Raw genomic sequence first — 17,978 nt, forward strand, 5'->3', positions numbered from 1 at the left:
GGCGAGCGCCGACCGGGCCTCGCGCACGCCCGCCTCGGCGACCACCCGTAGCGCCTCGCGCTCGGCGGCGCGCTGCTGCTCGGCGGTCGGGGGCGCGAGGGGGATGTCGGCATCCCGAGCCGCGACCCCGATCCAGGATGCCGCGACGAGCATCACGATCCCGGCCAGACGCAGCCACAGCAGCAGTCCGACGACGACGGAGAAGGTGGCGAGCAGGGGGTTGGTGGGTGAGTAGGCGGCGAGGAAACCGAAGCCCAGCTGCAGGAGCGCGAGCGCCGCGCCGCCGGCGGTCGCCCCGGGGATGATGGAGCGCCACGGCAGCGAGGTCCCGGTGAGGAAGCGGATCAGCAGCGTCAGAGCGGCGGAGTTGAGCGCGACGCTGACGACGACCGACCCGATCCGGCTGGCGAGTTCGGCGGCCGATGAGGGCACGTCGACCTCCAGCCACCGCAACGCCTGCGTCAGGACACCGCCGGCGACCAGCCCCAGGCCGGCGCCGAGGACGAGCGCGGCGCCGAACAGGATCGCCGCGACGAGGTCGCCGAGTTTCAGCAGCACGAAGCTGCGGGTGTCGAACGGCAGCCCGAAGATGTTGCGGACGGCCCGTCGGGTGAAGGTGACGAACCCGATGGCGGTCCACACGGCGACACCGAGGGCGATCGTTCCGGTGACGGCGAGCAGGCTGCCGCTGTCGCGGGCGATCGACGCCACGTCGTCGGGATCCACGGGCCCCGCCTCACCGATGAAGCCCGGGATGTAGGAGTTGACGACCCGGATGAGGCCGTCGATCGCCGCTTGCGACCCGCCGAGCCACAGGCCGACCACGGCGAACGCCGAGTACAGCGTCGCGAACAGCGCGAACAGGGACTGGTAGCTGATGGATGCCGCCAGCAGGAACCCGTTCCGACGCAGGAAGTGCCGCCACACCCGCACCGGGAACGAGGCGACCGTCCGGCGGGTGATCTGCGTCGCGCGCTCGATCGGCTGGTCGAGGCGTTCCCGCAGACGAGACGCCTCCCACCGCTCGCGCAGGGGAGGCGTCGTGTCGTCCGAGGTCACGCCTCGAGGGTATCGGGCGGTCAGCCGCGCAGGACCGCCTGCTTGACCTCGGCGATGGCCTTCGTGATCTCGATGCCGCGGGGGCAGGCCTCGGTGCAGTTGAAGGTCGTGCGGCAGCGCCACACGCCCTCCTTGTCGTTGAGGATGTCGAGGCGCACGTCGCCCGCGTCGTCGCGCGAGTCGAAGATGAAGCGGTGCGCGTTGACGATCGCGGCGGGGCCGAAGTACTGACCGTCGGTCCAGAACACGGGGCACGACGAGGTGCACGCGGCGCAGAGGATGCATTTGGTGGTGTCGTCGTAAACGGCGCGATCCTTGATGGACTGGATGCGCTCCTTGCCCGGCTCGGGCGCGGTGTTCGCCTGCAGGAAGGGCTGCACGTCGCGGAAGGACTCGAAGAACGGGTCCATGTCGACGATGAGGTCCTTCTCGAGCGGCAGGCCCTTGATCGCCTCGACGTAGATCGGCTTCGAGATGTCGAGGTCCTTGATCAGCGTCTTGCAGGCCAGGCGGTTGCGGCCGTTGATGCGCATGGCGTCCGAGCCGCAGATGCCGTGCGCGCACGAGCGACGGAAGCTCAGCGTGCCGTCGACGTCCCACTTGATCCGGTGCAGCGCGTCGAGCACGCGGTCGGTCGGGTACATCTCGACGTCGTAGTCCACCCAGCGGGGCTCCGCATCCACTTCGGGGTCGAAGCGCCGGATGATGAAGGTGACCAGGTACGACTGGATGCCGGAGTCGGTGGACTCCTTCGTGCCGGTCGGAGCGTCGGAATCGACGATGGTCATCAGTACTTCCTCTCCATCGGCGGGTAGTTGTACTCGCCCTGCTCGTTCTTGGTGAACACGACCGGCTTCCAGTCCAGGCGGATGTGGTCCTCGGGGTTCGCGGAGTGCGGGTCGCCCGTGAGGTAGGCCATCGTGTGCTGCATGTACTTCTCGTCGTCGCGGTCGGGGTAGTCCTCGCGCATGTGACCGCCGCGGCTCTCACGCCGGTTGCGGGCGGCGTAGGCGACGATCTCGGCGATGTCGAGCAGGAAGCCCAGCTCGACGGCCTCGAGCAGGTCGGTGTTGTAACGCTTGCCCTTGTCGTCGACGTGGACGTTCTTGTACCGCTCGCGCAGGTCGTTGATCGTGCCCATGACGTTGGTGAGCGTCTCCTCGGTGCGGAACACCTGGGCGTTGGCGTCCATCTCCTCCTGCAGCTTCTTGCGGAGGGTGGAGATGCGCTCGGTGCCGGTGTTGTTCCGCAGGCCCTCGATCATCTCGCGGACCTCCTTCGCGGGGTCCTCGGGGAGGGGCATGAACGCGGCCGTCTTCACGTACTCGACCGCGTTCTGACCCGAGCGCTTGCCGAAGACGTTGATGTCGAGCAGCGAGTTCGTGCCGAGGCGGTTCGCGCCGTGCACCGACACGCACGCGCACTCGCCGGCGGCGTAGAGGCCGGGGACGACGGTGTCGTTGTCGGCGAGGACCTCACCCTTGGTGTTGGTCGGGATGCCGCCCATCGCGTAGTGCGCGGTCGGCATGACCGGCACCGGCTCGACGACCGGGTCGACACCCAGGTAGGTGCGGGCGAACTCGGTGATGTCGGGGAGCTTGGTCTCGAGGACCTCTGCGCCGAGGTGGGTGCAGTCCAGGTAGACGTAGTCCTTGTTCGGGCCGGCGCCGCGGCCCTCGAGGACCTCCTTGACCATGCACCGGGCGACGATGTCGCGGGGGGCGAGGTCCTTGATGGTGGGGGCGTAGCGCTCCATGAAGCGTTCACCCGAGGCGTTGCGGAGGATCGCGCCCTCGCCGCGGGCACCCTCGGTGAGGAGGATGCCGAGACCCGCCAGGCCTGTCGGGTGGAACTGGAAGAACTCGATGTCCTCGAGCGGCAGACCCTTGCGCCACACGATGCCGACGCCGTCACCGGTCAGGGTGTGCGCGTTCGAGGTGGTCTTGAAGATCTTGCCGAAGCCGCCGGTGGCGAAGATGACGGCCTTCGCGTGGAAGACGTGCAGGTCGCCGGTGGCGAGCTCGTAGGCGACGACACCCGCGATGCCGGTGCGACCCACGGCATCCTTCACCGTGATCAGGTCGAGCGCGTAGAACTCGTTGAAGAAGTTGATGCCGAGCTTGACGCAATTCTGGAACAGCGTCTGCAGGATCATGTGGCCGGTGCGGTCGGCGGCGTAGCAGGCGCGGCGGACCGGGTTCTTGCCGTGCTCGGCGGTATGGCCGCCGAACCGGCGCTGGTCGATCTTGCCGTCGGGCGTGCGGTTGAAGGGCAGGCCCATGTTCTCGAGGTCGATGACCGCGTCGATGGCCTCCTTCGCGAGGATCTCGGCCGCGTCCTGGTCGACGAGGTAGTCGCCGCCCTTGACGGTGTCGAAGGTGTGCCACTCCCACGAGTCCTCTTCGACGTTCGCCAGTGCCGCAGCCATGCCGCCCTGCGCCGCGCCGGTGTGGCTGCGCGTGGGGTAGAGCTTCGTGATGACGGCGGTCTTCGCCCCGGGCCCGGCCTCGATGGCCGCGCGCATTCCGGCGCCACCGGCGCCGACGATGACGACATCGAACTGGTGGTAGTGGACGCCGTCCTTGACGACGGAGTCCGCGGTCTGAGTGCTCACGTGACGATTGCCTCTGTTCTATGCGTTTGCGTGCCGACGGGGGCCGGCTCAGCCCTGTGCCTTGCAGACCTCGGCCAGAACGCTGCCGTCGAGGTTGGGGATGCAGGGATCGAAGGTGAAGACCACGAGGGTGCCCAGCAGGATCATGAATCCGGCGACGACCCACAGGCTGGTGACGAGCACCTTCCGCACCTTCGCGTTGGTGACGTAGTCGTTGACGATCGTGCGCATGCCGTTGGTGCCGTGGATGAAGGCGAGCCACAGCATCAGCACGTCCCACCACTGCCAGAACGGGTTCGCGAACTTGCCCGCGACGAAGGCGAAGTCGAGCGCCGAGATGCCGTCGTCGACCATCAGGTTGACGAAGAGGTGACCGAAGATGAGCACGATCAGCAGCACGCCCGAGACGCGCATGAAGACCCAGCCCCACTTCTCGAGGTTCGGGCCCTTCTTGCGGACGGCGGCCTTGCCCTGCGGGGTGCGGGGCGCGACGAGGGTGTCGGCGGTCATCAGCGCTCGCCTCCCATGTGCGAGAAGACGTTCGGAAGGTGGCGGGCGGAGAACCCGACGAGCGTGACGGCCCAGACGGCGAGCACACCCCACCACAGCTGACGCTGGTGGCGCGTGGCCCACGGCCACAGGTCGACCGCGATGATGCGGAGCCCGTTGAACGCGTGGTAGACGATGGCGGCGACCAGCGCGACCTCGCCGAGACCCATGATCGGGTTCTTGTACGTGCCGATGACTGCGTTGTATGCGTCGGGGGAGACCCGGATGAGGGCCGTGTCGAGCACATGCACGAGCAGGAAGAAGAAGATGGCGATGCCGGTGATGCGGTGCAGCACCCACGACCACATGCCCTCGTTGCCGCGGTACAGCGTGCCGCGCGGGGTCTTGGACGTGGTCTCAGCTACCGACGGCGTGACGCGTGCTGGTGCAGACACGGTCGTCCTCCCTTGGGTGAGATGGGTCGCGCTGCGCGGCGAGGTCACGGCATCCCGAGGGAATGTCGCCCATCGTCGCAAGCGGGCGCAGCGTCCATCCTAAGCGGCCCTGAAGGTGCCGGGCGAGGAAGGGGAGCCTTAGAACATCTTGGTCACGGGCGCGGCCTCGGCCGACCGTCGTCGTCATGCGTCCGGAACGGGCGCGTCACGGGCGGCCGGTAGGGTTCGGAGCATGGCCGAACACATCGAGGACTTCTACGCCGTGATCCCCGCCGGAGGCGTCGGTTCGCGGCTGTGGCCGCTCTCGCGGGCGGATGCGCCGAAGTTCCTCCACGACCTCACCGGCTCGGGGCATTCGTTGCTGCGCGACACCTGGAACCGGCTCGAGCCCCTCGCCGGTCCCGACCGGATCGCCGTCGTCACCGGGCGCGCCCACCGTGCCGCGGTCGAGGCGCAACTGCCGGGCATCCCCGACAAGAACGTCGTCCTCGAGTCCGAGCCGCGGGACTCGGCCGCGGCGATCGGTCTCGCAGCGGCGATCCTGCACCGCCGGCATCCCGACGTCGTCATCGGCTCCTTCGCGGCCGACCACGTCATCCGCGGATCGCGCGTCTTCGAGTTCGCGGTGCGCGACGCCGTCGAGGTCGCCCGCGAGGGGTACATCTGCACGATCGGCATCCAGCCCTCCGAGCCCGCCGTGGGCTTCGGCTACATCAAGAGGGGCGGCGAGTTGATCGTCGACGGCGCCCGGGATGCCTCGCTGGTCGAGCGTTTCGTCGAGAAGCCCGACCTCGAGACCGCCAAGACCTACGTCGCCGACCGCTCCTACCTCTGGAACGCGGGCATGTTCATCTCGCGGGCCGACGTGCTGCTCGCCGAGATCGAGGCCAACAACCCCGCCCTGCACGCCGGGCTCATCGAGCTGGCGGAGGCCTGGGACGACCGCGACCGACGCGGGCCCGCCGTCGACCGGATCTGGCCCACGCTCGAGAAGATCGCCATCGACTACGTCGTCGCCGAGCCCGCCGCCGAGAAGGGCCGGCTCGCCGTCGTGCCGGGCCACTTCGACTGGGACGACGTCGGCGACTTCGCGAGTCTCGCGAAGCTCAACTCCGGCGGCCGCACCGACCTGGCGATCCTCGGTCAGAACGCACGCGTGCTGTCGGACCGGGCCAGCGGCATCGTGGTGTCGCAGACGAGCCGCGTCATCAGCATCATCGGCGTGAAGGACATCGTCGTCGTCGACACCGACGACGCGCTGCTCGTCACCACCGCCGAGCACGCCCAGCGCGTCAAGAGCGTCGTCGACGCCCTGAAGGTCACCGGGCGCGGCGACGTGCTCTGATCGGCGTCATCCGGGATTCGCAATTGTGCAGGATGCCGCTCCCGTGACGGGATGATTGCGGCTTTGTAACCATTCCGGCGTACGGCCTGATCACGCTGCGTCCTCGGCGTCACAGTAGGTAACTTCAGTTGAGCCGCCGCGAAGTCCGCGGCGCCTTCAATGTGGAGGCTGCATTGACTCTCTCGACCCCCAAGAAGCTCGTCGGCATCTCCGCCGCAGCGGGCCTTCTCGTCGCCCTCGCCGGATGTGGGACCGCACCCGAAGCCACCCCCTCCGGCAGCGCCGGCGCTGAGCCCGGCGGAGCCGTCGACGGCTTCCTGCCTTGCATGGTGTCCGATTTCGGCGGCTTCGACGACAAGTCGTTCAACCAGCTCGGTTTCGAGGGCCTGCAGAAGGCCTCCGATGCGCTCGGCGTCGAGCCGATCACGGTCCAGTCCGACAGCGAGACCGACTTCGCCCCCAACCTGCAGAACCTGGTCGACCAGAACTGCACCATGATCATCACGGTCGGCTTCGCCCTGGCATCCGCCGCGGGTGAGTCCGCGAAGGCCAACCCCGACATCGAGTACGTCTCGATCGACGACCCGGTGGACAACGACTTCGACGGCAAGACCGACGCCCCGAACATCAAGCCGCTGCTGTTCGACACGTCGCAGGCCGCTTTCCTCGCCGGCTACGCCGCCGCGTCGTACTCGGAGGCAGACAAGGTCGGCACCTTCGGCGGCCAGCCCTACCCGACCGTCACGGTCTTCATGGACGGCTTCCGTCAGGGCGTCGAGTACTGGAACGAGCAGAAGGGCGAGAACGTCGAGGTTCTCGGCTGGGACGGCAAGGACGGTGTGTTCACCGGTGGCTTCACCGCCAACCAGGACGCCATCAACGCCGCCCAGGGTCTCGTCGACCAGGGCGTCGACGTGCTGCTGCCCGTCGGCGGCCCGATCTACCAGTCCGCGGCATCCGTCATCCGTGACTCCGGCCGCGACATCGCCCTCATCGGTGTCGACGCGGACGTCTACGAGACCGACCCGAGCGTCGCCGAGCTGCTGCTGACCTCGATCCGCAAGCTGATCGACGTCGGCGTCGAGGACGCCGTCACCGCCGCGGGCAAGGGCGAGTTCGACGCCGCCCCGTTCATCGGAACGCTCGAGAACGACGGTGTCGGCCTCGCGCCGTTCCACGACTTCGAGTCGAAGGTCTCGCCCGACCTGCAGGGTGAGCTCGACACGATCAAGGCGGGCATCGTGGACGGGTCGATCACGGTCGACTCCTACCTCGCCCAGTAATCCCCTTCGGACGTGGGGGGCCGGAGTTCCGGCCCCCCACGTTCTTTGCGTCCGGTGCGCTCTGCGCGCCCCTCTCTTAGGATCGGCTCTATGAAGCTCGAGCTCCGCGGCATCACCAAGCGGTTCGGATCACTCGTCGCCAACGACCACATCGACCTCGTCGTCCAGCCCGGTGAGATCCACTGTCTCCTCGGTGAGAACGGCGCCGGCAAGTCGACGCTGATGAACGTCCTCTACGGCCTGTACCAGGCGGACGAGGGGGCGATCCTCCTCGACGACCAGGTGCAGAACTTCACCGGCCCCGGCGATGCGATGCACGCCGGCATCGGCATGGTGCACCAGCACTTCATGCTCATCCCCGTCTTCACCGTCGCCGAGAACGTCATGCTCGGCCACGAGTCCACCAAAGCCGGTGGATTCCTCGACCTGGCCGCTGCGCGCGAGAAGGTCCGCGAGATCTCCGCACGATTCGGGTTCGACGTCGATCCCGACGCCCTCGTCGAAGACCTGCCCGTCGGCGTGCAGCAGCGTGTCGAGATCATCAAGGCGCTGTCCCGCGACGCGCGCGTCCTCGTCTTCGACGAGCCGACCGCCGTCCTCACGCCGCAGGAGACCGATGAGCTCATCGCGATCATGCGTCAGTTGAAGGATGCCGGGACCTCGATCGTCTTCATCACCCACAAGCTCCGCGAGGTCCGCGAGGTCGCGGACCGCATCACCGTCATCCGCCTGGGCAAGGTCGTCGGCGAGGCCTCGCCGACCGCGTCCAACGCCGAGCTCGCCTCGTTGATGGTCGGCCGTGCCGTCGAGCTGACCGTGCAGAAGGAGGCGCCGAAGCTCAACGACGCCGCCCTCGTCGTCGAGAACCTCACGGTCGTCGACCCGTTCGGCCATGTCGTCGTCAGCGACGTCAGCTTCACCGTCCGCGGTGGTGAGGTCCTCGCCATCGCGGGCGTGCAGGGCAACGGTCAGACCGAGCTCACCGAGGCGCTCCTCGGCCTCCAGCCGCAGACGCGCGGTTCGATCTCCCTCAACGGCACGGAGCTCGTGGGACGCAGCGTCCGCCGCATCCTCGACGAGGGTGTCGGTTTCGTCCCCGAGGACCGCACCGAGGACGGCCTCGTGGGTGCGTTCACGATCGCCGAGAACCTCATGCTCGACCGGGCCGACGGCGAGCCGTTCGTCCGCGGCGGCGCCGTTCAGCGCGGCGTGCTCGAGGCGTTCGCGCAGGAGAAGTTCGCCGAGTTCGACGTGCGGGCCCCCGGCATCCACACCCCGGTCGGCCGTCTCTCGGGCGGCAACCAGCAGAAGGTCGTCCTCGCCCGCGAGCTCAGCCGCGACCTGTCGCTCTTCGTCGCCGCCCAGCCCACCCGCGGCGTCGACGTCGGGTCGATCGAGTTCATCCACAAGCGGATCGTCGACACGCGGGATGCCGGGGTGCCGGTCATCGTCGTCTCGACCGAGCTCGATGAGGTCACCGCCCTCGCCGACCGCATCATGGTCATGTACCGCGGACGCATCGTCGGGATCGTCCCGGGAGACACGGAACGTGAGGTCCTCGGCCTCATGATGGCGGGCGAGAGCGCCCCCGGAGAGGGGGTCGCGGCGTGAGCGTCGCCACCGAACCCGCGCGCACCGACGCGCCCCAGCCGTCCAAGTGGCACACGATGCTCCTGCAGATCACGCAGGGCAGCGCGATCATCTCGGTCCTGGCCGTCGTCCTCGCCCTCATCGCCGGCGGCATCATGATCGCGGCGACCGACGACGGCGTCCAGGCGGCATCCGGCTACTTCTTCGCCCGCCCGGGTGACACGTTCGTCGCCATCTGGCAGGCGGTGTCGGGAGCATACGGCGCCCTCTTCCAGGGCTCGATCTTCAACTTCGGTGCGCCGACCTTCGCCCGCGCGATCCGTCCGCTCACCGAGACGCTCACCTTCGCCACGCCGCTCATCGCGGCCGGCCTCGGCGTCGCGCTCGCGTTCCGGATCGGCATGTTCAACATCGGTGGTCGCGGTCAGATGCTGATGGCGTCGGCCGCCGCCGGGTGGGTCGCGTTCGGTCTCGACCTGCCGCCCGTCATCCACATGCTGGTGGCGCTGCTGGCCGGCATCATGGCGGGCTCGCTCTGGGCCGGCATCGCCGGGTTCCTCAAGGCCCGCACCGGTGCGCACGAGGTGATCGTCACGATCATGCTCAACTACGTCGCGTTCTACCTCGTGTCGTGGATGCTGCGTACCCCGGGTCTGCTGCAGGCACCGGGCTCCAGCAACCCGAAGACGCCCGCGATGAAGGAGACGGCGATCCTGCCGGACCTCCTCGGACCGCAGTTCAATCTGCACCTCGGCTTCGTCCTCGTCATCATCGCCACGGTCGTCGTCTGGTGGATCCTCAACCGCTCGAGCCTCGGCTTCCAATTCCGGGCCGTGGGCGAGAACCCCGCCGCCGCGCGCGTCGCGGGCATCAGCGTGCCGCGCATGTACGTCTACGGCATGCTCCTCGCCGGTGGTCTCGTGGGCCTCGCCGGCGTGAACCAGGTGCTCGGCACCGTGACGACGGGCTTCTCGTCCGACATCGACGCGGGCATCGGCTTCGACGCCATCACCGTCGCCCTGCTCGGACGGTCGACCCCGTGGGGCACGTTCGCCGCCGGCATCCTCTTCGGTGCCTTCAAGGCGGGCGGATTCTCGATGCAGGCGGCCGAGCAGGTCCCGATCGAGATCGTGACCGTCGTCCAGGCGCTCATCGTCCTCTTCATCGCGGCGCCGCCGCTCGTCCGCACGATCTTCGGCCTGCCCTCGCCCGAGCGCGACCGGCGCCGCGCCGAGAAGGCGCGCCGCAAGAAGCTCAAGGCGCAGTCCGACAAGTCGCAGGAGGTGGCCGCGTGAGCGCCCCCGTGGTTCAGACCTCGACGGCCGACGTGCTGCCCGAGACCACCATCATCCGCAGCTGGAAGGCTCCGATCGCCCTCGCGGTGTTCACGGTCCTCTACGCGCTGCTCGTGCTCGTCGCCGCCCGCGGCGGTGAGAGCACCTTCCGCCTGTCGACCCAGACCGACGTGATCAAGCTGGCCGATCTGGTCGTCCCGGTCGGCGCGACGACCACCGGCATCCTGGTGCTGCTGGTCCTGCTCACCGCCGGGTCGGCGTACCTCGTGCGATCCTCGGGGCGCTCGCCGCTGTGGGTCACGGTCGCGTACGTCCTCCTCGTGGTCGTGGGGTTCCTGACCTGGGCCGCTGCCGGCGCCGCGATCCCCGTCGTAGGTCTGCTGGCGGGCTCCCTCACCCTCGCCGTGCCGCTCATCTACGGCGCGCTCGGCGGCGTCATCGGCGAGCGGGTGGGCGTCGTCAACATCGCGATCGAGGGTCAGCTGCTCGCCGGCGCCTTCACGGCAGCCGTGGTCAGCACCGTCACCGGCCAGCCCCTGCTGGGTCTCGTGGCGGCGATGGTCGCCGGTGTGCTCGTGGCGGCGATCCTCGCCGTGTTCGCGATCCGCTACCTCGTCGACCAGGTCATCGTCGGTGTCGTCCTCAACGTCCTCGTCACGGGCCTCACGAGCTTCCTGTTCTCGCAGGTGCTCCAGCCCAACGCAGCGACGCTCAACCAGCCGCCGCGATTCGACCGCATCCCGATCCCGCTGCTGAGCGACATCCCCGTCCTCGGACCGGTGCTGTTCCGTCAGACGATCATCGTGTACGTCATGTACATCGTCGTCGCGGCGGTGTTCTTCGGGATGTTCCGCACCCGGTGGGGACTGCGACTGCGTGCCGTCGGCGAGCACCCGCAGGCCGCCGACACGGTCGGCATCAAGGTCAACGCGACCCGGTTCTGGAACGTCCTGCTCGCCGGCGCCATCGCGGGCCTCGGCGGCACGGTCTTCACGATCGGCAACGGCATCGCGTTCAACAAGGAGATGACCGCCGGCGCCGGCTTCATCGCCCTCGCCGCCGTCATCTTCGGCCAGTGGAACCCCATCCGCGCCACCCTCGCCGCGCTGCTGTTCGGCTTCGCGTCGAACCTGCAGAACACGCTCAGCGTGATCGGCGCGCCCGTGCCCAGCGAATTCATGCTGATGGTGCCCTACGTCGTGACGATCTTCGTCGTGGCCGGTGTCGTCGGCAAGTCGCGGGCACCCGCCGCGTCGGGCAAGCCCTACATCAAGGGCTGACCGGGATGCCGCGACCCGCGGCATCCGCTCAACTACAGAGGAAGAAGTCGTGACCGACATCGATTGGGACGAGCTGCGTTCGGCAGCCGTCGAGGCCATGGAGAAGGCGTACGCGCCGTACTCCCGTTACCGCGTGGGCGCTGCGGCGCTCGTGAGCGACGGACGGATCGTGACCGGCTGCAACGTCGAGAACGCGTCGTACGGCGTCGGCCTGTGCGCCGAGTGCGGCCTGGTCGGGAACCTGCACATGACCGGCGGCGGCGAGCTCGTCGCGTTCGTCTGCGTCAACAACGACGGCGAGACGATCATGCCGTGCGGGCGGTGCCGGCAGCTGCTCAACGAGTTCGCGATCCCCGGGATGCTGCTCGAGACCGTGTCGGGAATCCGCACGATCGACGAGGTCCTGCCCGACGCCTTCGGTCCGCGCGATCTGGAGGCCGCCCGGTGAGCGGGGTCGAGGCGTTCGACGCCGTCGACGTCATCCGCATCAAGCGCGACGGGGGAGCGGTCCCCGAGGACGCCCTGCGCTGGATGATCGACGCCTACACGCGCGAATACGTCGCGGACTCGCAGATGGCGGCCTTCGCCATGGCGGTGCTGCTGAACGGCATGAGCCGCGACGAGATCCGCGTCATGACCGACGCGATGATCGCCTCCGGTGAGCGGATGAGCTTCGCCGGTCTCGGCAAGCCGACCGTCGACAAGCACTCCACCGGCGGTGTCGGCGACAAGATCACCCTGCCGCTGGCCCCCCTCGTCGCCTCGTTCGGTGTCGCGGTGCCGCAGCTCTCGGGCCGCGGCCTCGGCCACACCGGGGGTACGCTCGACAAGCTCGAGGCCATCCCCGGCTGGCGAGCAGCCCTCAGCAACGACGAGATGATCGCGCAGATGCAGGGCGTCGGCGCCGTCATCTGCGCGGCCGGATCGGGGCTCGCCCCCGCCGACAAGCGCCTGTACGCGCTGCGCGACGTCACCGGAACCGTCGAGGCGATCCCGCTCATCGCCTCGAGCATCATGTCCAAGAAGATCGCCGAAGGCACCGACTCGCTCGTCCTGGACGTGAAGTTCGGCTCCGGCGCGTTCATGCAGGACGTCGACAAGGCGCGCGAGCTCGCCCGCACGATGGTCGCGCTCGGCACCGACTCGGGTGTCGCCACGACGGCCCTCCTGACCGACATGAACACGCCGCTCGGCCTCGCCATCGGCAACGCGAACGAGGTCCGCGAATCGGTCGAGGTGCTCGCCGGCGGCGGCCCCGCCGACATCGTCGAACTCACCGTGGCCCTCGCCCGCGAGATGCTCGCCCTCGCTGGTCAGCCCGATGCCGACGTCGAGGCTGCTCTGAAGGACGGCCGCGCCATGGATTCCTGGCGCCGCATGATCCAAGCGCAGGACGGCGACCCGGATGCCGCGCTCCCGACCGCGCGCGAGACGCACACCGTCACGGCGACCGAGTCCGGCGTGATCACGCGGCTCGAGGCCCTGCCGTTCGGGATCGCCGCGTGGCGTCTCGGGGCGGGCCGGGCACGTGCGCAGGACCCCGTCATCCACGCCGCCGGCATCGACCTGCACGTGAAGCCGGGCGACACCGTGACGGCCGGACAGCCGCTGTTCACCCTGCTGGCCGACGATGAGAACCGCTTCGCGCGTGCCACCGAGGCGCTCGAGGGCGCCTGGGAGATCGGTGCCGAGGCACCGGCATCCACTCCGCTCGTCCTCGAGCGCATCACCGCCTGACCCCCTCACGACAGGACTGCACCCATGGCCATCGACCAGCACGGCGACGCGAAGCTCGAGGGCGTCTCGATCCGCTCGCTCCCCAAGGTCTCGCTGCACGACCACCTCGACGGCGCGCTGCGCCCGCAGACGATCATCGAGATCGCCGACGAGGTCGGCGTCGAGGTCCCCGAGGCGGCCGCCGACGACCTCGCCGACTGGTTCGAGGACCAGTCCGACAGCGGCTCGCTCGTCGAGTACCTGAAGACCTTCGATCTCACGATCGCCGTGATGCAGACCCGCGACGGCCTGCGCCGTGTCGCGAAGGAGTTCGTCGAGGATCTCGCCGCCGACGGCGTGATCTACGGCGAGGTCCGCTGGGCTCCCGAGCAGCACCTGCAGGGCGGTCTGAGCCTCGACGAGGTCGTGGAGGCCGTGCAGGAGGGCATCGAAGAGGGTGAGGACGCCGTCGAGGCGTCGGGCCGCGACATCCGGGTCGGCCAGCTCATCAGCGCGATGCGCCACACCGACCGGTCGCTCGAGATCGCCGAGCTCGCCGTCCGCCACCGTGGGCGCGGCGCGGTCGGATTCGACATCGCCGGTCCCGAGGCCGGGTTCCCGCCGTCGAACCTGCGCCCGGCGTTCGACTACCTGGCATCCGCCTTCTTCCCCGCCACGGTGCACGCGGGTGAGGCAGCAGGTCTGGACTCGATCCGCTCGGCCCTCATCGACGGCCGCGCCCTGCGCCTCGGGCACGGCGTGCGCATCGCCGAGGACCTCGACGTCGTCGAGCAGAAGGGCGAGGAGGTGCAGGTGCGCTTCGGCGACCTCGCCCGCTGGGTGCGCGACCGTGAGATCCCGCTGGAGCTCTCGCCGTCGTCGAACCTGCAGACCGGTGCGATCGCCGCGTGGGGGACGCAGCTCGAGGACCACCCCTTCGACCTGCTCTACCAGCTCGGCTTCGCTGTCACGGTGAACGTCGACAACCGCACGATGAGCCGCACGTCGCTCACGCGCGAACTCTCGCTGCTCGCCGACGCGTTCGAGTACACGCTCGAGGACCTCGAGGCGTTCCAGCTGAATGCGGCCGCGGCCGCCTTCCTCACGATCGAGGAGCGCGAGGAGCTCATCGAGCTCATCGGCGAGGGCTTCTCGGCCTGACGGCTGCTGCACCGGCGCGCCGGCTCACCGGCACTATCCGCGGAGTTCTCCGGGTCCTGGCCCGCAATTCGGTCCGGAGCGGTGACGCACCCTCCGATTCTCCGCGGTCAGTGCCGGGCGAGGGCACAACTGATCGACGTTCGGACGCGATCACGGTGGTACTGGATGTCCTCCGCGAGCGGGCGCACCGTGGCGTAGCCGAGCGCGGCGGCCGCGAGGTCCCGTCTGCGGTCGCGCTTCTGCGCCTCCCACCCCTCGTGGTGGGCGCGGCTGTCGCATTCGATGATCAGCCATCCCTCCACGACGAAGTCGACCCGCCCGACGGTCGGGATCCTGACCTGCGTCTCGAATCGGCAACCCAGCGAGCGGAGGATCAGTCGCATCAGGGTCTCCGGTCCGGACTCTGCCGATGGGTCCATGAGGGATCTGAGGCTGCGATGCCTCTGGGGGAGCCGGCGGAAGGCCTCCGCGATGGCGGTCTCGTCGATGAGACCCAGGTGCCAGGCGCTGTCGAGGGTCGCGACGGCGGCTCGAGGTTCCTGGCACCGGACGGCAGCCACGACCGCGCTGACGATGTCGACGGCCGTCGCGCTTGTCGGCAGCGATGCGGGCCGCCAGTGTCGGACGACGTCGGGCTCAGCCGGCGCGAGGCTGCTGCGGTGCGGCGTCACCTGGACGTGCAATCGCGTATCCGAGAGGACGTACACGCCGAGCGTCCGCAGCAGCGATACGCAGTCCAGGCGGTCACCCGATCGAGCAGCGCGAATCAGGTCGGGATGCGCGTTCCCCGGGAGGTAACGGTCCCGACGTACGCGTACGAGTCGGCCGGCGGCCACGGCGTCGTCGATATCGCGTCGTCGCATCCCGGCGTCGCGGAGCTCCCGCCGAGAAAGGGCGTGGGTGGGGAGTGTGTGAGCAGACATGCGCCCCAGGGTGACGGTTCCGGCGGAGACGCTTGTCGCGGCGGGACCGACCTGGGGAGCAGCGCCTCGATTCCGCGTCCGGGGAGGAGCCGGCGTCGACCCTGTGCGCGGAGTTCTGGGCCCGGACCGGGTTGCCTGCGCCCCGCGCGGAATTGGCCGTGTTGCGCTATCCGAGGAGTCTTGTCGCCGGGCGGCCGCTCAGGTCCGCGATCGACGGGGCCGAAGGAGATTTCTCCGCGGTTGGAGCTCGCGGAAAGGTCGGAGTGGGGCGGCAGTCGGAAGTGGAGACGAGAGTTTTTCCGCGGCTGTGGCCGGAGGCCCGGTGAGGGCCGGTTCCGCGGCTGTCGCCGGGCGTGCGGCTACCCGGCCGGAGTGGGACCTCGGCGGCGCTCAGAGGCGGGGGAGGAGCTCCGCGACGGATGCCGTGATCTCGGCCGTCATGTCGGCGTCGTCGATCGTGGGGGTGCCGTCACCGGCCTGGGGGCCGTAGTCCCCGAAGGAGGCGTGCACGGCTCCCGCGATCTCCACGAACGCGGCGTCGGCGGGCAGCATCCCGCGGGCGTCCTGGATCTTCTCGGGCGTCGACAGGCCGTCTTCCGCGCCGGAGATGCTCAGCACCGGCAGGCCGGAATCCGACAGGTCGTTCGCGCAGTACGAGCCGAAGAGGACGAGCCCGTCGGCATCCGGTCCGAGCTGGCACGCGCGCACGCCGCCCAGGGAGTGGCCGCCCACGAGCCAGGCGTCCACATCCGGTGCGGCGGACGTGAAGTCCGACAGCGGCCGCGGGTCGAAGAACGCGAGGTTCAGCCAGGGACGGGTGATGACGACCGTCATCCCGTCTTCGGCGACGAGACCCGACAGCTTCGCCTCGTAGGCCTCGGCCTGGACCTTGGCTCCCGGGATGAAGACGAGACCGACCGTGCTCTCGCCGGACGCCGGCGACATCACGACGTTCCCGCCGGTGTCGGCGACGACGATCCGGTCGTCCTCGCGGACCGAGGCGAGCGGGTCGGCCTCGGCATCCATCACCCCGACCTGGCTCCAGACCACGATGCCCACGACGCCGGCGACGAGCAGCCCCGCCAGCGACAGCGCGACGATCGTGACGACGCGCCGTGCGCGCGACCGGGGCCGCTTCGCCGCGCTCACGCGCGGTAGACGCCGAGCTCGGTCTGCCGCTGCGCGACCTGCTCGAGCACGCGCGCGAAGAGCGGATGCTCCGCGTCGAGGCCCGTGATGGAGGTGGTGAAGGCCGCGGCATCCTCGGTCCGGATGCGCTCCTGCAACTCGACCGCTTGCGGATCCGCGGCGTCCTCGAAGCGCAGAGCGGCGGCGATCGCGGCGACGAGACCGTCCACCGGGAGTCCGCGCTCGGCGGCAGCAGCTGCCGGTCCGATGAAGCGTTCGTGGCGCGAGAGCTTGCGCAGCGGCTGCCGGCCGACGCGCTGGACGGTGTCGGGGAGCGCCTCGTTCGAGAACCGGTCGAGAATGGTCGCGCGGTAGTCGGCCAGTTCGCCGGCATCGAGGCCGTGGGCGGCCGACAGGAAGGCGGACGTCTCCTCGAGGGCCCGCTCGACCTTGGTGCGGATGCCGGGGTCGGCGAGGGCGTCCGAGATGCGCGTGATCCCGGCGACGTACCCGAAGTAGGCGGTCGCAGCGTGGCCGGTGTTGACCGTGAAGAGCTTGCGCTCGATGTAGGGAGCGAGGTCGTCGACGAAGTGCGCGCCGGGGATGTTCGGCAGGTCGTCGCCGAAGGGACCGCGCTCGATCGCCCACTCGAAGAACGGCTCGACGGTGACGTCGACGCCGGCGCCCTCGGGCTGGCCCGGGACGATGCGGTCGACGGCGGTGTTCGCGAAGACCGCGCGGGCCTGGAGGTCGCCCCAGGCATCGCCGGCGAGCTTCTCGATCTCGGCGCGGAGGGTGTCGGTCGCGCCGATCGCGTTCTCGCACGCCATGACCTGTAGGGGCTTCGCGTCCGCCGCTCGATGGGCGAGTCCTTCGAGGATGTGCGGCGCGACGAAGGGCAGGATGTTGGGCCCGACCGCCGTCGTCACGACGTCCGCCGTCGCGATCTCGTCGGCGACCGCGTCGGGGTCGGCGCGGCTGTCGAGGGCGCGGAAACCGGTGACGGTCTTGTCGCCGCCGCCCGGTCCGACCTCGTGGACGGTGTAGGCGGATGCCGCGTTGATCGTCTCGACGAGGGTGGGGGCGACGTCGGAGAAGACGAGGTCGTACCCGCCCTCGTGCAGGAGCAGTCCGACGAAGCCGCGACCGATGTTGCCGGCGCCGAAGTGGACGGCTTTCATGCGTTGTTCACCGTCGAGAGCAGCTGGTAGAGCTCCTCGGGGGTCTGCGCGGCCTTCAGCTTCGCGACCTCGTCGTCCTCGGAGAACAGCAGGGCGATCTGCGACAGGATCTCGAGGTGCTCGTCACCCTTGCCGGCGATGCCGACGACGAACGTGACGTGCTCGCCGCCCCAGTCGACGCCGCCGTCGTAGCGGACGAAGGAGAGCGCCGAGTCGAGGATCGCATCCTTCGTCTCGTTCGTCCCGTGGGGGATGGCGAGTTCGTTGCCCATGTAGGTCGAGACCGCGACCTCGCGCTGCTGCATGGCGTCGAAGTAGGCGCCGGTGACGGCGCCGGCGGCCTCGAGGATGTCGGCCGCCTCCTTCATCGCCTGCTCCTGGCTGACGGAGCCGGAGTGGATGCGGATCTGACCGAGGGTGAGGACGTCGCGAGCCATGACTTTCTCCTTCTGGGGACTG

The 17,978-nt window shown here is 69.3% G+C and carries 17 protein-coding genes; 8 read left to right on the forward strand and 9 right to left on the reverse strand.

The genetic code is table 11. The annotated features are described in order from the left end of the window. From NH287_RS09875 to sdhC, 5 genes are all read right to left on the reverse strand, one after another. Positions 1–1,059 (reverse strand): YhjD/YihY/BrkB family envelope integrity protein (locus tag NH287_RS09875; RefSeq protein ID WP_253035474.1); only part of this gene is annotated, 1,059 nt, incomplete at its 3' end. Between the two features lie 20 nt (positions 1,060–1,079). Then, a complete protein-coding gene (locus NH287_RS09880) occupies positions 1,080–1,847 on the reverse strand; it encodes a succinate dehydrogenase iron-sulfur subunit (RefSeq protein WP_253035475.1) in 768 nt (255 codons plus the stop codon). Beyond that, complete coding sequence (gene sdhA / locus NH287_RS09885; RefSeq protein WP_253035476.1) at positions 1,847–3,673, reverse strand: succinate dehydrogenase flavoprotein subunit; 1,827 nt, start codon at positions 3,671–3,673, stop codon at positions 1,847–1,849. Before sdhA ends, NH287_RS09880 begins: the two co-directional genes overlap by 1 nt. 48 nt (positions 3,674–3,721) lie before the next feature. Then, complete coding sequence (locus NH287_RS09890) at positions 3,722–4,183, reverse strand: succinate dehydrogenase hydrophobic membrane anchor subunit (protein WP_217531053.1); 462 nt, start codon at positions 4,181–4,183, stop codon at positions 3,722–3,724. Then, positions 4,183–4,617 carry a succinate dehydrogenase, cytochrome b556 subunit gene (gene sdhC / locus NH287_RS09895; protein ID WP_217531054.1) on the reverse strand — a complete coding sequence of 145 codons (435 nt, stop codon included), beginning with the start codon at positions 4,615–4,617 and terminating at the stop codon, positions 4,183–4,185. Before sdhC ends, NH287_RS09890 begins: the two co-directional genes overlap by 1 nt. A gap of 232 nt (positions 4,618–4,849) precedes the next feature. On the opposite strand from sdhC, the gene NH287_RS09900 reads away from it, so the two are divergent. From NH287_RS09900 to NH287_RS09935, 8 genes are all read left to right on the forward strand, one after another. Continuing rightward, positions 4,850–5,962 carry a mannose-1-phosphate guanylyltransferase gene (locus NH287_RS09900; RefSeq protein ID WP_253035477.1) on the forward strand — a complete coding sequence of 371 codons (1,113 nt, stop codon included), beginning with the start codon at positions 4,850–4,852 and terminating at the stop codon, positions 5,960–5,962. A 173-nt stretch (positions 5,963–6,135) separates the two neighbouring features. Then, positions 6,136–7,245 (forward strand): BMP family protein, encoded by a 1,110-nt coding sequence (locus NH287_RS09905; protein WP_253035491.1) that lies wholly within the window; start codon positions 6,136–6,138, stop codon positions 7,243–7,245. Between the two features lie 90 nt (positions 7,246–7,335). After that, positions 7,336–8,856 (forward strand): ABC transporter ATP-binding protein, encoded by a 1,521-nt coding sequence (locus tag NH287_RS09910; RefSeq protein WP_064001355.1) that lies wholly within the window; start codon positions 7,336–7,338, stop codon positions 8,854–8,856. Positions 8,857–8,912: 56 nt separating this feature from the next. Beyond that, positions 8,913–10,130, forward strand: coding sequence for an ABC transporter permease (locus NH287_RS09915; RefSeq protein WP_253035492.1), 1,218 nt, complete (start codon positions 8,913–8,915; stop codon positions 10,128–10,130). Then, positions 10,127–11,410: an ABC transporter permease gene (locus NH287_RS09920; protein WP_374209374.1), complete on the forward strand. Its 1,284-nt coding sequence runs from the start codon at positions 10,127–10,129 to the stop codon at positions 11,408–11,410. Before NH287_RS09915 ends, NH287_RS09920 begins: the two co-directional genes overlap by 4 nt. After that, positions 11,352–11,858: a cytidine deaminase gene (locus NH287_RS09925; RefSeq protein WP_374209375.1), complete on the forward strand. Its 507-nt coding sequence runs from the start codon at positions 11,352–11,354 to the stop codon at positions 11,856–11,858. The genes NH287_RS09920 and NH287_RS09925 overlap by 59 nt, the downstream gene beginning before the upstream one ends. After that, positions 11,855–13,147, forward strand: a complete 1,293-nt coding sequence (locus NH287_RS09930) for a thymidine phosphorylase (RefSeq protein WP_217531059.1) — start codon at positions 11,855–11,857, stop codon at positions 13,145–13,147. Before NH287_RS09925 ends, NH287_RS09930 begins: the two co-directional genes overlap by 4 nt. Positions 13,148–13,171: 24 nt before the next feature. Further along, on the forward strand, positions 13,172–14,287 hold the full coding sequence (locus tag NH287_RS09935) for an adenosine deaminase (protein WP_064001357.1): 1,116 nt from the start codon (positions 13,172–13,174) through the stop codon (positions 14,285–14,287). Between the two features lie 107 nt (positions 14,288–14,394). Here NH287_RS09935 and NH287_RS09940 read toward each other — a convergent pair whose 3' ends face one another. From NH287_RS09940 to NH287_RS09955, 4 genes are all read right to left on the reverse strand, one after another. After that, entirely contained in the window at positions 14,395–15,210 is an 816-nt protein-coding gene (locus NH287_RS09940) for an endonuclease domain-containing protein (protein ID WP_253035478.1), read from the reverse strand. Between the two features lie 390 nt (positions 15,211–15,600). Then, positions 15,601–16,359 carry an alpha/beta hydrolase gene (locus NH287_RS09945; protein ID WP_253035479.1) on the reverse strand — a complete coding sequence of 253 codons (759 nt, stop codon included), beginning with the start codon at positions 16,357–16,359 and terminating at the stop codon, positions 15,601–15,603. Beyond that, complete coding sequence (locus tag NH287_RS09950; RefSeq protein ID WP_253035480.1) at positions 16,356–17,519, reverse strand: mannitol-1-phosphate 5-dehydrogenase; 1,164 nt, start codon at positions 17,517–17,519, stop codon at positions 16,356–16,358. The genes NH287_RS09945 and NH287_RS09950 overlap by 4 nt, the downstream gene beginning before the upstream one ends. Further along, positions 17,516–17,956, reverse strand: a complete 441-nt coding sequence (locus NH287_RS09955; RefSeq protein ID WP_217531063.1) for a PTS sugar transporter subunit IIA — start codon at positions 17,954–17,956, stop codon at positions 17,516–17,518. Before NH287_RS09955 ends, NH287_RS09950 begins: the two co-directional genes overlap by 4 nt. Positions 17,957–17,978 lie beyond the last annotated feature (22 nt).

Origin of the sequence: Microbacterium sp. CnD16-F, from assembly GCF_024124465.1 — a bacterium.
Lineage (GTDB): Bacteria > Actinomycetota > Actinomycetes > Actinomycetales > Microbacteriaceae > Microbacterium > Microbacterium gawkjiense.